The 13,236-nt window shown below is 37.8% G+C and carries 15 protein-coding genes; 9 read left to right on the plus strand and 6 right to left on the minus strand.

Features of this window, described 5'->3' with window-relative positions; all coding sequences use genetic code 11:
* Nucleotides 1–33: 33 nt before the first annotated feature.
* Nucleotides 34–516, minus strand: a complete 483-nt coding sequence (locus MWU78_RS11595) for a regulatory protein RecX (RefSeq protein WP_246997905.1) — start codon at nucleotides 514–516, stop codon at nucleotides 34–36.
* 345 nt (nucleotides 517–861) lie between these two features.
* Here MWU78_RS11595 and MWU78_RS11600 point away from each other — a divergent pair, with 345 nt between their 5' ends.
* Nucleotides 862–1,800 (plus strand): DUF1080 domain-containing protein, encoded by a 939-nt coding sequence (locus MWU78_RS11600; protein ID WP_246997906.1) that lies wholly within the window; start codon nucleotides 862–864, stop codon nucleotides 1,798–1,800.
* Between the two features lie 76 nt (nucleotides 1,801–1,876).
* Here the strand turns inward: MWU78_RS11600 and MWU78_RS11605 are convergent, their stop codons facing one another.
* Complete coding sequence (locus MWU78_RS11605) at nucleotides 1,877–3,424, minus strand: ribonuclease E/G (RefSeq protein WP_246997907.1); 1,548 nt, start codon at nucleotides 3,422–3,424, stop codon at nucleotides 1,877–1,879.
* A gap of 273 nt (nucleotides 3,425–3,697) precedes the next feature.
* A complete protein-coding gene (locus MWU78_RS11610; protein WP_031445631.1) occupies nucleotides 3,698–3,988 on the minus strand; it encodes an HU family DNA-binding protein in 291 nt (96 codons plus the stop codon).
* A 131-nt stretch (nucleotides 3,989–4,119) separates the two neighbouring features.
* On the opposite strand from MWU78_RS11610, the gene mutY reads away from it, so the two are divergent.
* From mutY to gldD, 4 genes are read left to right on the plus strand one after another with little or no spacing between them, the layout of a single operon-like run.
* Nucleotides 4,120–5,157 carry an A/G-specific adenine glycosylase gene (gene mutY, locus MWU78_RS11615; protein WP_246997908.1) on the plus strand — a complete coding sequence of 346 codons (1,038 nt, stop codon included), beginning with the start codon at nucleotides 4,120–4,122 and terminating at the stop codon, nucleotides 5,155–5,157.
* Between the two features lie 24 nt (nucleotides 5,158–5,181).
* A complete protein-coding gene (ssb, locus tag MWU78_RS11620; protein ID WP_246997909.1) occupies nucleotides 5,182–5,658 on the plus strand; it encodes a single-stranded DNA-binding protein in 477 nt (158 codons plus the stop codon).
* Nucleotides 5,659–5,683: 25 nt separating this feature from the next.
* A complete protein-coding gene (locus MWU78_RS11625) occupies nucleotides 5,684–7,012 on the plus strand; it encodes a gliding motility-associated protein GldE (RefSeq protein WP_246997910.1) in 1,329 nt (442 codons plus the stop codon).
* Nucleotides 7,002–7,556: a gliding motility lipoprotein GldD gene (gene gldD / locus MWU78_RS11630; protein ID WP_246997911.1), complete on the plus strand. Its 555-nt coding sequence runs from the start codon at nucleotides 7,002–7,004 to the stop codon at nucleotides 7,554–7,556. The genes MWU78_RS11625 and gldD overlap by 11 nt, the downstream gene beginning before the upstream one ends.
* Before the next feature lie 8 nt (nucleotides 7,557–7,564).
* Here the strand turns inward: gldD and MWU78_RS11635 are convergent, their stop codons facing one another.
* The gene (locus MWU78_RS11635) at nucleotides 7,565–7,984 is read right to left on the minus strand and encodes a hypothetical protein (RefSeq protein ID WP_246997912.1); all 420 of its coding nucleotides are present in this window, start codon (nucleotides 7,982–7,984) and stop codon (nucleotides 7,565–7,567) included.
* Nucleotides 7,985–8,301: 317 nt separating this feature from the next.
* Between MWU78_RS11635 and MWU78_RS11640 the strand changes: the two genes are divergently transcribed.
* The 3 genes from MWU78_RS11640 (at nucleotide 8,302) to rpmA (ending at nucleotide 9,676) form a co-directional block, all read left to right on the plus strand.
* Nucleotides 8,302–8,757, plus strand: a complete 456-nt coding sequence (locus tag MWU78_RS11640; protein WP_246997913.1) for a DUF4199 domain-containing protein — start codon at nucleotides 8,302–8,304, stop codon at nucleotides 8,755–8,757.
* Nucleotides 8,758–8,857: 100 nt separating this feature from the next.
* Nucleotides 8,858–9,391, plus strand: a complete 534-nt coding sequence (gene rplU, locus MWU78_RS11645; RefSeq protein ID WP_111622451.1) for a 50S ribosomal protein L21 — start codon at nucleotides 8,858–8,860, stop codon at nucleotides 9,389–9,391.
* Between the two features lie 24 nt (nucleotides 9,392–9,415).
* Nucleotides 9,416–9,676, plus strand: a complete 261-nt coding sequence (rpmA, locus tag MWU78_RS11650; RefSeq protein WP_246997914.1) for a 50S ribosomal protein L27 — start codon at nucleotides 9,416–9,418, stop codon at nucleotides 9,674–9,676.
* A gap of 182 nt (nucleotides 9,677–9,858) precedes the next feature.
* On the opposite strand, the gene MWU78_RS11655 is transcribed toward rpmA, so the two are convergent.
* Both MWU78_RS11655 and ahcY read right to left on the minus strand, forming a co-directional pair.
* On the minus strand, nucleotides 9,859–10,962 hold the full coding sequence (locus tag MWU78_RS11655; protein WP_246997915.1) for an SDR family oxidoreductase: 1,104 nt from the start codon (nucleotides 10,960–10,962) through the stop codon (nucleotides 9,859–9,861).
* Nucleotides 10,963–11,074: 112 nt separating this feature from the next.
* Nucleotides 11,075–12,391: an adenosylhomocysteinase gene (gene ahcY, locus MWU78_RS11660; protein WP_246997916.1), complete on the minus strand. Its 1,317-nt coding sequence runs from the start codon at nucleotides 12,389–12,391 to the stop codon at nucleotides 11,075–11,077.
* A gap of 190 nt (nucleotides 12,392–12,581) precedes the next feature.
* Between ahcY and MWU78_RS11665 the strand changes: the two genes are divergently transcribed.
* Nucleotides 12,582–13,214 (plus strand): 4'-phosphopantetheinyl transferase family protein, encoded by a 633-nt coding sequence (locus tag MWU78_RS11665; RefSeq protein ID WP_246997917.1) that lies wholly within the window; start codon nucleotides 12,582–12,584, stop codon nucleotides 13,212–13,214.
* The last annotated feature ends 22 nt before the right edge of the window (nucleotides 13,215–13,236 follow it).

Below are 13,236 nucleotides of genomic sequence, written 5' to 3' on the forward strand. Positions count from 1 at the left end.
CTTTCCTTTTGGTAGGGGCCTGAAGGTCGATTGTTATTTGTTGGGAACAAGTTCGTAGACTTTCTCGTACACCATTCCACTTTCCCAACCCCGGTATAAGAGGTAATCCGCTAATTTTTTTCGACGTTTTTGGAGGTCTTTCTCCCTTATTTCGGCTAAGCGTTTTTTGGCTAAGGAATTAAAGGATTTTAGATATTCCTTTGAATCTATTTCCTCCATGGCCAACCTTATATTGTATTTGGAGATTTCCCTATACTTCAATTCATTTTCAATTCTATTTTTTCCCCATTTTTTTATGTTGAATTTGCCCCTGGCAAAACTTCTGGCAAAGCGTTCCTCGTTTAGGTAATTTTCTTTAATAAGATGTCCCACAATAACGTCTATGGCTTCGGGAATCATATTCATTGTTCTCAACTTGGAAATAACCTCCTTATGGCAGCGATCCTGATAGGCACAATACCCTTCCAATTTTCTGGTGGCTTCATCTACGGAATAGGAATTTTTAATCGGGATCATTAGGTTACTTAGGCTCTTGTTTGTTAATTGCTCCTATTGATTTTGTGGGAGCAATGTTGTAAATATACGGTGGTTTATGGTATTGATAAATCCACCCTTCAATTTTATTGAATGTACTAATGTTACTAGGCCATTAGTGCGGTTATTTTGCGTGGTTAAATTGGTGAACTAGGTATAATGTAATTATATTTACGATTCATAAAAAAACAATCTCTTGAAATTAGCCATAACAATTTTGGATACCTCCCGATAGTTGTCGGGAAGAAATTACTATTGGCGCATTCCACTTGCCTGACCGGATAAGAAGGTCTGACGATTAAAAACAATAAAAATAAACAGATGAAAATGAAGAACAAATTTAAAATGTGTTTAATGGCACTTAACCTTCTGCTGGCAAGTACCACCTTGTCTTTTGCCCAGGAAATAAACTCTATTGAAGGTCGTTGGGACATGGTCATTTCCCAAGAGGGGGAAGAACTACCTTCCTGGTTGGAAATCCGTCACTCCGGTAGTCGTACTTTGGTAGGAAGATTTGTTTACGCCATGGGTAGTGCACGTCCGATTGCTGAGGTAAAAATGAAGGATGGAAAATTTAGTTTCGCCATACCTCCGCAATGGGAAAACGGCGATACCTATATGGAGTTTGAAGGAAGTATGAGTGGTGATGTCTTAAAGGGGAGCATGTTGTATACCAATGGCCAAACTTATAATTGGGTGGCTACGCGTGCCCCAAAATTGGAGCATAGCAAAAATCCGAAGTGGGGCAAGCCTATTAAATTATTTAATGGAAAGGATTTAAGTGGATGGCAGGCCATGGGTGAAAATCAGTGGATTGTTGATGAAGGAGAGTTAAAAAGTCCTAAATCCGGATCCAATTTGGTGTCTGAACAAAAATTCGATGATTTTAAATTGCATTTGGAATTTAAATATCCCAAGGGTAGTAATAGTGGTGTTTATCTAAGGGGGCGCTATGAGGTGCAGATAACCGATAGCCAAGGGGCAGAACCTTCAGATGTGGAATATAGTGGCGTATATGGCTTTCTTACCCCTAGTGAGGTGGTAGCCAAGGCTGCCGGCGAATGGCAGGAATATGATATTACCTTGATAGGGAGAAGGGTAACAGTTGTGGCAAACGGAACTACGGTTATCAGCGATCAAATAATTCCTGGTATTACAGGAGGAGCTTTGGATAGCAAGGAGGGCGAGCCAGGGCCATTGTACTTTCAGGGCGATCACGGTCCTATAGAATTCAGAAATATTGTGGTTACGCCTAGGGTAAAATAATTTGAGGATGTAATTAAAGGAAACATAAAAGTCTACAAACAAAAAAAGCGACTCCGTTTTGGAAGTCGCTTTTTCATTAGTATATGGTTTTACCGTCTTTGTTCTTAAAACGATATTCAAGATAAGTATAAGCATCCCTGGGTTGTATTTTAACCCATTTTTTATGTTCTAGAAACCATTTGGAACGTATGGATGGGAACCCTTTGGTTAAATAGGCGGCAATAAATGGATGAATGTTTAAAATTATTCCATCATCCTTCGCCGGACCTTTTAAGAGTTTTTCCAAATCTGAATTTATCTTGTCTATTAAAACAATTGGTGCTTCAACCTCTTGGCCAGAGCCATTTGGATTTTCCTCGCTTGTTTTAATGTTCATTTCGGGCCTAACCCGTTGTCTTGTAATTTGTATTAGTCCAAACTTACTTGGGGGTAGTATTTTGTGTTTGGCCCTGTCGTCTTTCATCTCATCCCTAAGGTGATCAAAAAGGCGTCTTCTGTGTTCGCCCTTACCCATGTCGATAAAGTCTACGACGATGATTCCTCCCATATCGCGAAGTCGCAATTGTCTTGCGATTTCTGAGGCGGCCAATAGATTTACTTCAAGGGCTGTGTCTTCCTGATTTTTGGCTTTATTGGAACGGTTACCACTGTTAACGTCTATAACGTGAAGTGCTTCTGTATGTTCAATAATTAAATAAGCACCTTTGCTCATAGAAGCCGTACGGCCAAATGAAGTTTTTATTTGTCTTTCTATCCCAAATTTTTCAAAAATGGGCACATTAGAATCATACAACTTTACAATAGATTCTTTTTCGGGTGCAATTTCATGCACATAATCTTTTACTTGTTCAAAAAGCGTTTCATCATCAACATGAATTCCAGTAAAGGAATCATTAAAAACATCTCTAAGAATGGAGGAAGCTCTGGTGAGCTCAACCAAAACCTTGGATGGATGTGGTGCTTTTTGAATTTTGTCGCACATTACTGACCACTTGTTCAGTAAATTTTGTAAGTCTTTGTCTAGTTCTGCAACTTTTTTACCTTCTGCTACTGTTCGGATAATAACGCCAAACCCTTTAGGCTTAATACTCCTGACGAGTCTTTTTAGCCTATCTTTTTCTTCTTTGCTCTCGATTTTTTGAGAAACCGATACGCGATCGGAAAAAGGGACCATGACCAAGTAACGGCCAGCTATGGAAAGTTCAGAGCTTATTCGAGGTCCTTTTGTGGAAATGGGTTCCTTTACTATTTGTACCAGTAAAGATTGATTGGCTTTAATAACATCGGTGATGCTACCATTTTTGTCAATATCTTCTTCAAACTGAAAATTGTTTAAGGAATAGTCCTTAAGTTTTCCAGTGCTAACTTGTTTAATGAATTTCAACATAGAAGCTAGTTGTGGCCCTAAATCGTGGTAATGTAGAAAGGCATCTTTCTCGTACCCTACATTTACGAAGGCTGCATTTAGTCCAGTTACCGGCTTTCTGACCTTAGCAATTAAAATATCGCCTACGGCAAAGTCGTTACTGTCTTCTTCTTTGTGCAATTCAGTGAGTTTTCCATCCTTTAGCAAGGCAAAATCAATGGCATTGGAACTAGATCTTACGATTAATTCTCTATTCACCTGAATTAATTTATATTCATCCTGCCACTCAATAATTCTAGAGCGGGGACAAATGATTAAACAATAATTTGTACAGGTTGTATAAACCCGTCGAAATTCTATTACGAATTTCTATGTCAAGGAACGTATAAAAGGAAAAAGTAGTTGATACAACTACTTTTTCTTGTGTCGGTTAGCTCTCCTGCGCTTCTTGCGCTTGTGGGTAGCTACCTTATGTCTTTTTCTTTTTTTACCACTAGGCATAGAGGTCTATTTTTTTAGATTAATATTCTTTTATTTGACTTGTACATTACTTTTTACTCCTTCAACAAAAACCTTTGCCGGTTTAAAGGCAGGAATGTTGTGTGCGGGGATTTTTATGGTAGTATTTTTTGAAATATTCCTACCTGTTTTTTCAGCTCTTGTTTTAATGATAAAACTGCCGAAACCTCTTAAGTATACGTTGTCTCCGCTTTCTAAAGATGTCTTAACTTCATCCATGAAAGATTCCACAGTTGCTTGAACATCTCCTTTTTCAATTCCCAGTTTTTCTGAGATTTTCGTTACAATTTCCGCTTTCGTCATTTTAACTAAATAAATTTCTAAAGAATTTTTTTTTCGGGATGCAAATATATGAATTAAATTGAATCTTTCATTGCTAAGGAACTTAATTTTAAGTTAGTAAACCGTTACTTTTGTAAATTATTCCCTGTTAAATGAATTTTTCCAGAATAATTTTAGAGTGGTACCATGTTAATAAGAGACTTCTTCCGTGGCGAAAAACCAATGAGCCCTATCTTATTTGGCTGTCGGAAATAATGCTCCAACAGACCCGTGTGGCGCAAGGTATACCTTATTATTTGAAGTTTGTGGATGCCTTTCCGAACGTTCAGGATTTGGCAGTAGCATCCGAAGAACAGGTTCTTAAGTTATGGCAAGGATTGGGGTATTATTCCAGAGCAAGAAATTTACATACCACGGCAAAAATAATTTCTGAAAAATATTATGGTAGGTTTCCAAATACCTATAAAGAGCTTTTGGAACTCAAGGGAATTGGCGACTATACGGCCAGTGCAATTGCTTCTATTTGTTTCAACCGGCCAGAGGCCGTAGTGGATGGAAATGTATATAGGGTTTTGGCACGTTATTATGGGGTGGATCTACCAATTAATAGTTCAGAGGGCATTCTATATTTTAAGGAATTGGCCAAAAAAATAATGGACGTCAAGAACATTAGGGATTACAATCAGGGGATAATGGAATTTGGGGCCCTGCAATGTACACCCAAGAGTCCGGACTGCGACATTTGTCCTTTACAGGAAAGCTGTGTGGCTTTTGCGACCAATAACATTGATGGTTTGCCTGTGAAAATTAAAAAGAATAAGGTGCGTAATCGCTATTTTAATTATTTAGTACTGATAGACGAAAACAATCAGACTCTATTGGAGCAAAGAAAAGGGAGCGGAATTTGGCGGAATTTGTACCAATTCCCGTTGTTGGAAACGGAAAAGTACATAGAGCAAGAAGAGGTGGTTCTAAATCTAGGAGAATATATTACCCTGGAAGAACCGTCGGAAATATATTTATACAATGAAAATAAAATAGTTCATAAACTTTCCCATCAACATTTGCACACTAGGTTTTGGATCATCACCTTTGACACCAATCTGGAAAATGGAATACAAATAGCTGAACTTCATAAATATCCTGTTCCAGTTTTAATTGCAGATTTTATAAAAACGTTTAAAATTTAGTACTTTTGAAGTATAATTTGAGTTATGAGCGGAACACTAAATAAGGTAATGCTGATCGGGCATTTGGGAGATGAGGTTAAGATGCACTACTTCGAAGGTGGTAACTGTATTGGAAGATTTCCATTGGCAACCAATGAAACCTATACCAATAAGCAGACTGGAGAAAGGGTAACCAATACGGATTGGCATAATATTGTAATAAGGAACAAGGCCGCGGAAATATGTGAAAAGTACCTTAGCAAAGGGGATAAAATATATGTGGAAGGGCGACTTAAAAACCGTCAATGGCAAGGAGAAGACGGTAATACCAGGTATACCACCGAGGTGCATGTTCAGGATTTTACTTTTTTGACCACTAAAAAAGAAAGTACGGCCAACTCCCAAGCAAGCAACCAGAATCAACCGCAGCAAGGATCAGCCGCAACTACAAATACGGCAAATAAGGCTAATGAGCCCCTAGGTGCAAACGGATCCGAAGAGGAAGATGATTTACCATTCTAGACTAATTAAATTTAAAGACTGACTATTGGACCCAGACCCCCTTAGTTTAATATTGAATTTTATTGCAATCGATAGCGGTTTTACCCTAAAAATCGCGATACTCTTAATTTTGTTATTTTGTTCTGCCCTTATTTCTGGGGCCGAGGTCGCTTTTTTTGGCCTATCCCAAACCGATGTTAATGAAATAGAGGAAAAAAAGACGGCCAAAGGAAAAATTGTGGTTCAACTTTTGGACCGTCCAAAAAAATTGTTGGCCACCATTTTAATTGCAAATAATGCCATAAATATTGCTGTCGTATTATTGTTCAATAACATTGGCGACACTCTTTTCGCCGATATTACCTATACTATTTTTGGAATTTTACCTGTGCGCTTCCTTTTGGAAGTGGTAGTAGTCACCTTTCTAATATTGATGTTTGGGGAGATTTTGCCAAAGGTATACGCCAATCGTAATAGATTTACCTTTGCCTTTTTTATGACCTACCCACTAAAGGTGTTGGATTTTATATTTTCCCCTTTAAGTTTGCCCATGAGGTCCGCTACGATCTTTATGTACAATAAATTGGGCAAGCAGAAATCCAACCTGAACGTTGGACATTTATCCCAGGCCTTGGAGCTTACCTCCGAGGGAGATACTACCGTGGAGGAACAGAAAATTCTAGAGGGGATCGTCTCCTTTGGAAATACGGATACCAAACAGGTAATGCGGCCGAGGATTGATATTTTTGCCCTTAACGAGGAAATGAAATTCCTAGAAGTTTTGGGAGAGATAAAAACTCATGGGTATTCCAGGATACCGGTTTTTTCCCAAAATATGGACAATGTTTTGGGAGTACTTTATGTAAAGGATCTCTTACCTTACATAGACCGAAAAACCTTTAATTGGATGTCCTTGATCAGGGAGCCCTATTTTGTTCCGGAGAACAAAAAATTGGATAATTTGTTGTTGGATTTCCAGACCAAGAAAAATCATTTGGCAATTGTGGTGGATGAATATGGGGGTACTTCCGGGATAGTTACGCTTGAAGATATTATTGAGGAAATAGTAGGGGATATTAGTGATGAATTTGATGATGAGGATTTAATTTTCTCAAAATTGGACGATTTTAACTACGTCTTTGATGGCAAAACGGCTTTGAAGGATTTTTATAGGGTGGCCAAAATTGAGGATGAGGATGATTTTGAGGAGAAAAAGGGGGAATCGGAAACTGTAGCGGGATTTGTCTTGGAGATTGCCGGAAGCTTTCCTAAAAGGGGAGAGGTGGTAATATTCAAGGATTATCAATTTGTTGTGGAGAGCCTTGATAAAAAACGACTGAAACAAATAAAAATTACATTGCCACATGAAGCTTAATATCGGACTTTTAATTTTTATGGTTTGTTTTATATCCGCATGCGAAGATGATGTTCTGCCCAAGCCCAAGGCAATGCTTAGGTTGGAATATCCTTCGGGAAAGGAAGAAGTTTTGCAAACGCAGCACTTTTCCATTAAGCGCAATGAAAAGGCCAGATTAAAATCCGAATCCCATACTTCCTTTGTTTTGGACTATCCGCTAATGAAGGGTTCTATTTTTGTTAATTACAAGGAGGTGAACGGGAATTTGGACAAGCTTCTTACCGATGCCCAGAAACTAAGTTATGAGCATGTGCTAAAGGCCGAGGGCATTTATGAGGACCCAGTGGTGAATGAACCCCATAAGGTATATGGAATGTATTATGAGATAAAGGGCGATGCCGCCTCCCAGTCCCAGTTTTATGTAACGGACAGCATCAAACACTTTGTAACCGGATCTTTGTATTTTTATGCCAAACCCAATTATGATTCCATTTTGCCTGCAGCGGTGTACTTGCAAAATGATATGCGTAACATTATTGAATCCTTGCGATGGAAGGAATAAAACGCTGATTAATTGCTTTTCAACAAATCCTCTGCCTTTTTAATACTTGAATTGATTTGATCTCTGAGTGCTTTGACTTTGGTCTCCTCTTCATCCAGCCATTTTTGTTTTTCATCTGTCAATGCCTTTGCTTTTAAAATCTCATCACCATCAAAGCGGTTACCAAACCCTTTCATCCAATCCATCATAGCCTTGTGTGCTGCCTTTAAGTCCTCCCTTGCCGCTGCATGGTCGTTGGAAGACTCATCATTGGTTATTTCTTCATCCAATTGTGAGATCAATTTACCTATAGTCCCCATTTTGGGCATTAGCTCGTCATGAATGGCCATTACCTCCTTCATTTGGGAGCCCTCATTATTTTTTTCCTTACATGAGTAGGTAACCGAGATTAAAATGGATAGAATGAGAATTAGATTTTTTTTTGTCATCGGATAAATTTAATAATAATACAAAGGGCCAAAAGGACCTTTTACGTTAATTCTTAAGTGGGCCGATCCTTTTTGTAATGTTCGATACCACACTTTTTTTTCCAAACCAAAGATACTGAATTGGGGCTTTTGTATGCTGTATTTCGATTCCGTTTTTACAAAAATTGAAGTAAGTCGTGTTGTCCCTATTATATATTTCTTTGATAATGGAGCAAAAACATTGGATTTAAACCAAGAAAAATCAATTCCTTGTTAATTAGCGTGCATAAATCATTAAATTTCTGTAAATTAAATGCATAACCTGAAAATTTAAAACAATGAAACAATACGCGCTCCCGATTAGGTTTGGAATAGCAGTTAGTGGCTCATTAATTGCCTATTTCTTATTGTTGTCTCTTTTTAACTTGCATACAAATATATTTTACAGCCTTTTTAATGGTGTAATAACAGCTTTTGGAATATATGAAGCTATAAAATACTTTAGGCTCAAAGAAGGACCTGCCTTTAATTACGGCAAAGGATTTACGGCGGGGATTGTTACAGGCTTTGTAGGGACATTGATTTTTACAATTTTTTTCGCTTTTTATGCTACGGAGATAAATATTGGATTTTTGGATGAACTGTCCAAGGTATGGTTTAGGGATTATGATACTTCCGAGGGTATAGTGTTCTTTACTGTAGCCATTATGGGTTTTGCTACTACCCTAGTGTTGACCCTTTCATTTATGCAATTGTTTAAGTCTTCCAACAACCTTAAAAGAAAATCGGTTTAAAAATCTTAAAAATCACTTGTGGATTAAGGATTTAGGAGTATATTTGCACCCGCCTAAGTAAATATTAGGCTTGTTCTTAAATTTATAAATAACACAAGCTATGTACGCAATTGTAGAGATAGCAGGGCAGCAATTTAAAGTTGCGAAAGACCAAAAAGTGTATGTTCACCGTTTACAAGACGAAGAAGGTAGCAAAGTAACCTTTGATAACGTTCTTTTGTTGGAAGATGGTAGTAACATCACAATTGGCGCCCCCGCTATAGACGGAGCCGCTGTTGAGGCTAAAGTCATTAAGCACCTAAAAGGTGATAAGGTAATTGTCTTTAAAAAGAAAAGACGTAAAGGTTACAAAAAGAAAAACGGTCATCGTCAATATTTGACAGAATTGGTAATAGAAGGTATAATTGCCTCTGGTGCTAAAAAATCTGAGAAAAAGGCGGAACCAAAAAAAGAAGCTAAGCCTGCCGCTAAAAAAGCAGAGGTAAAAGCTGAAGCACCTAAGAAGGTGGAAGCAAAGGCTACTGAAGATTTGAGTAAAAATACAGTTGCTGAGCTAAGAGAATTGGCAAAAGCTAAGGGAGTTGAAGGTTATTCTTCAATGAAAAAAGCAGAATTAATTGCCGCTTTAAGTTAATAACAAGAATTAAAACAATATATCATGGCACATAAGAAAGGTGTAGGTAGTTCTAAAAACGGTAGGGAATCAGAATCGAAACGTTTAGGCGTTAAGATTTTTGGTGGTCAAGCTGCCATTGCAGGAAACATCATTGTAAGACAACGTGGTACTAAGCATAACCCAGGTGAGAATGTTTACGCTGGAAAAGACCATACTTTGCACGCAAGGATAGATGGTCTTGTTAAGTTCCAAAAGAAAGCTGGAGGTAAATCTTATGTTTCTATTGAACCATTTGAAGCCTAAAAAGTAAGTCTTTTAAAATTTAGAAACCCTCTTTGGAAACAAAGAGGGTTTTTTTGTTCTGGTTGTTTAGAAATATTCTTTTGCCGATTTACCGTCTACGATTGTGATTTAATATGCCCATAACAAACTTATACGATATGATTCATAAAAAACATTACAAGGGATTCATCCCCTGTTGATGCTTACCACGGCTGACTCCTGAAATTGTTTAACTTGGCAAATTCAACTGTTTCTGACAAATAATCCACAAGGTTATAACTTGGTATTGGTAAAATACTTTCTAAAAGTTGGGTGTCCCATTCATTGGGTTTGGAATTCATATACGGGTGTAAATGTATCCCGATAGTTTCATAGTAAAACTCTTCCAATTTTGAAGAAAACCCGGTTGAAGTATTAATTTGGTCTTCGGTAAAACTGAAATTCGTGAACCCTACCACCTTTAATATTTTGGATATTCCTTTTATCATATTGGTCTCTTTGGAATGAACAATGTTCAATTGTTGAATTTCCGTAGAAATCACCCTCGCAATTACTTGAGCTGCATAATCGGTTGGAATTATATTTAAACCAGTGCCTGCCATAGTAGTAATTCTTATAGCATCTTTGGAGTCACTGTTATGAAAAAACTTCGCAAAAAGGTAAAAAACCATATATTTTGACAAGAAGTAGTTTGGGTTTTCATTAATATTTCCCCCAAGAACACTTGGTCGTAAAATTTGAATAGGGACATTACAGTCTTTACCGGCTTTTAATAGAAATTTTTCGGAAGCGTGTTTGGAAGCTTCGTAATAATTGCGATAATTGCCGTGTTTTATTTTAGAATAATCATTGTCCAATAATCCGCCAATATTCCCGGCGGCAAAAGCTGTACTTATATAAACGAATTTTTCAATATGCTTTTGATAGGTATTGAAAATGTCCTTTGTAAACTGTAGATTTCGGTTAAAAATTTCCTCTTTGGCTGCGGGGTCGGTGGATAGGTTTACAAAACCAGCGGAATGTATAAAATAGTCAATTCTGTTATTCCCTATAAATGAAGTAGGATTTAATAGGTCTTCGGCATCGACTGTAACAATTTTTTTTAAAATTTCAGAGAGGTTATTTTTTACAAAATCAGTGGTAAAGTCACTTGAGACAACTTTGGCAATACGTTCTTTGGCGCTAACCGAAGTTTTTTTCCGAACAGGAAGGTATATGGTTTCTATACTTTGAAAGTGGAATTCTAAAAGTGAAAATAACACTCTGGAACCTAAGGTTCCAGTAGCTCCTGTTAAGAGTATGTTCATTAAGTTTGTGTAGGAATTAAATAAAATCAAAATCCTTATCTATTTAGGTGAGATAAGGATTTTGATATGATATTAAAAAGGTGTCCAGATTCTATCTATATAAGCTTAAAATCTAGTACCTGTAGTAATCGGGTTTAAACGGGCCTTTTGCGGAAACTCCAATGTATTCTGCTTGATCTGGTCTTAAAGTCTCCAATTCCACTCCCAATCTGGACAAGTGCAAGGCGGCCACCTTTTCGTCCAAATGTTTCGGAAGCATATATACTTCATTTTTGTATTTGTCAGTGTTGTTCCAAAGTTCCATTTGGGCCAAGGTCTGGTTGGTGAACGAGTTGCTCATTACAAAACTTGGATGACCTGTAGCGCAGCCTAAGTTTACCAGTCTGCCTTCTGCCAAAACAATAATATCCTTACCATCAATAGTGTATTTATCTACTTGTGGTTTTATCTCGTCCTTGGTATGACCGTAATTTTTGTTCAACCATGCCATGTCTATTTCATTGTCGAAATGACCAATATTACAAACGATAATTTTATCTTTCATCGCCTTAAAGTGTTGGGACTGAATAATATCCTTGTTTCCTGTAGTGGTTATTACGATATCGGCATTGCCAACAACGGTGTCCAGCCTTTTTACCTCAAAACCGTCCATGGCGGCCTGTAAGGCGCAAATTGGATCAATTTCGGTAACGGTAACAATAGAACCTGCTCCTTTGAAGGATGCAGCAGTTCCTTTTCCTACATCACCGTAACCGGCAACTACCACTCTTTTACCCGCAAGCATTGTATCTGTAGCCCTGCGAATGGCATCTACAGCACTTTCTCTACATCCGTATTTGTTGTCGAATTTGGATTTGGTAACAGAATCGTTAACATTAATAGCCGGCATTGGCAAAGTTCCATTTTTTACACGTTCGTAAAGCCTATGGACACCAGTGGTGGTCTCTTCTGAAAGACCTTTAATACCTGAGGCCAATTCTGGATATTTGTCGAGCACCATATTGGTAAGGTCGCCCCCATCATCCAATATCATGTTTAATGGTTTGCGGTCTTCACCAAAAAACAACGTCTGTTCAATGGCCCAGTTAAATTCCTCCTCGCTCATTCCCTTCCATGCATATACGGGCACACCAGAGGCCGCAATGGCTGCAGCCGCTTGGTCTTGGGTAGAGAAAATATTGCAGGAACTCCACGTAACATCTGCTCCCAAGGCAACCAAAGTTTCAATAAGAACGGCGGTTTGTATGGTCATGTGCAAGCATCCTGCAATACGGGCGCCTTTTAAAGGCTGTTCTTTTCCGTACTCTTCCCTTAAGGACATTAGGCCGGGCATTTCGGCTTCTGCTAGTTCAATTTCTTTTCTTCCCCATTTGGCCAAGCCAATATCTTTTACTTTATAGGGTACGTAAGGAATGGTTTTAGTACTCATATATTTATCTTTGTTACAGTTAATTGGTCCTAATCGCCAAAATAGAATAAGGAGAAATTAATTAAAAATAATTTAAATGAAGAATATCTTCGATAAGCTTATTTCTTCTCCATTTTTATTTTTACTTTAGTAATAGAACAATTATCTTATTTTTTGCATTTGCAAAGGTAGTAATAACTTAAATAACCTAATGCCTCTTTACAAAACAATAACAGTAGACGAAAACGCTAAAGTCTTGATTTGGAAAGTTCAGGAAACGGAATCCCAACTTTCAGAGGGGATTGTGCTGACTCCACATTGCCAGAAACGAATGATGGGCATGAAATCGGAATTGCATAGAAGGGGGTTTTTAAGTATTAGACACTTGTTGGCAGAAGAAGGCTATGTTGATCATGATCTGTATTACGATGATGCGGGTAAACCACATTTAAAAGATGGCAAGTTTATTTCCATTACCCATTCACATGAATTTACCGGGATTATTATTTCCGAATCTAAAGAGGTTGGAATTGATATAGAAATGCAGCGCGATAAAATACTTAGCATTGCCAATAAATACACTCCTTTGGAGGAATATAAAACCGTGGCAAATGCAGATGCATTGGTAAGAAAACTTACCATTGTTTGGGGAGCCAAAGAATCGTTGTATAAGATATATGCACAACACGGTCTTAGTTTTTTGCACCATATAGATATTACCGATTTTTCATTGTCGGATACGGAAACTACGGGAACCATTCTGTATAAGGGTAAAACTTCGCAGTACAATATTATATTTTTGGAGTTTGAGGGATATACTTGCGTATACGCCATTAAAAATTAGCGGATGGTCCAATATAGGAGCC

The sequence above is a fragment of the Arenibacter sp. F26102 genome, from assembly GCF_023015865.1.
GTDB lineage: Bacteria > Bacteroidota > Bacteroidia > Flavobacteriales > Flavobacteriaceae > Arenibacter.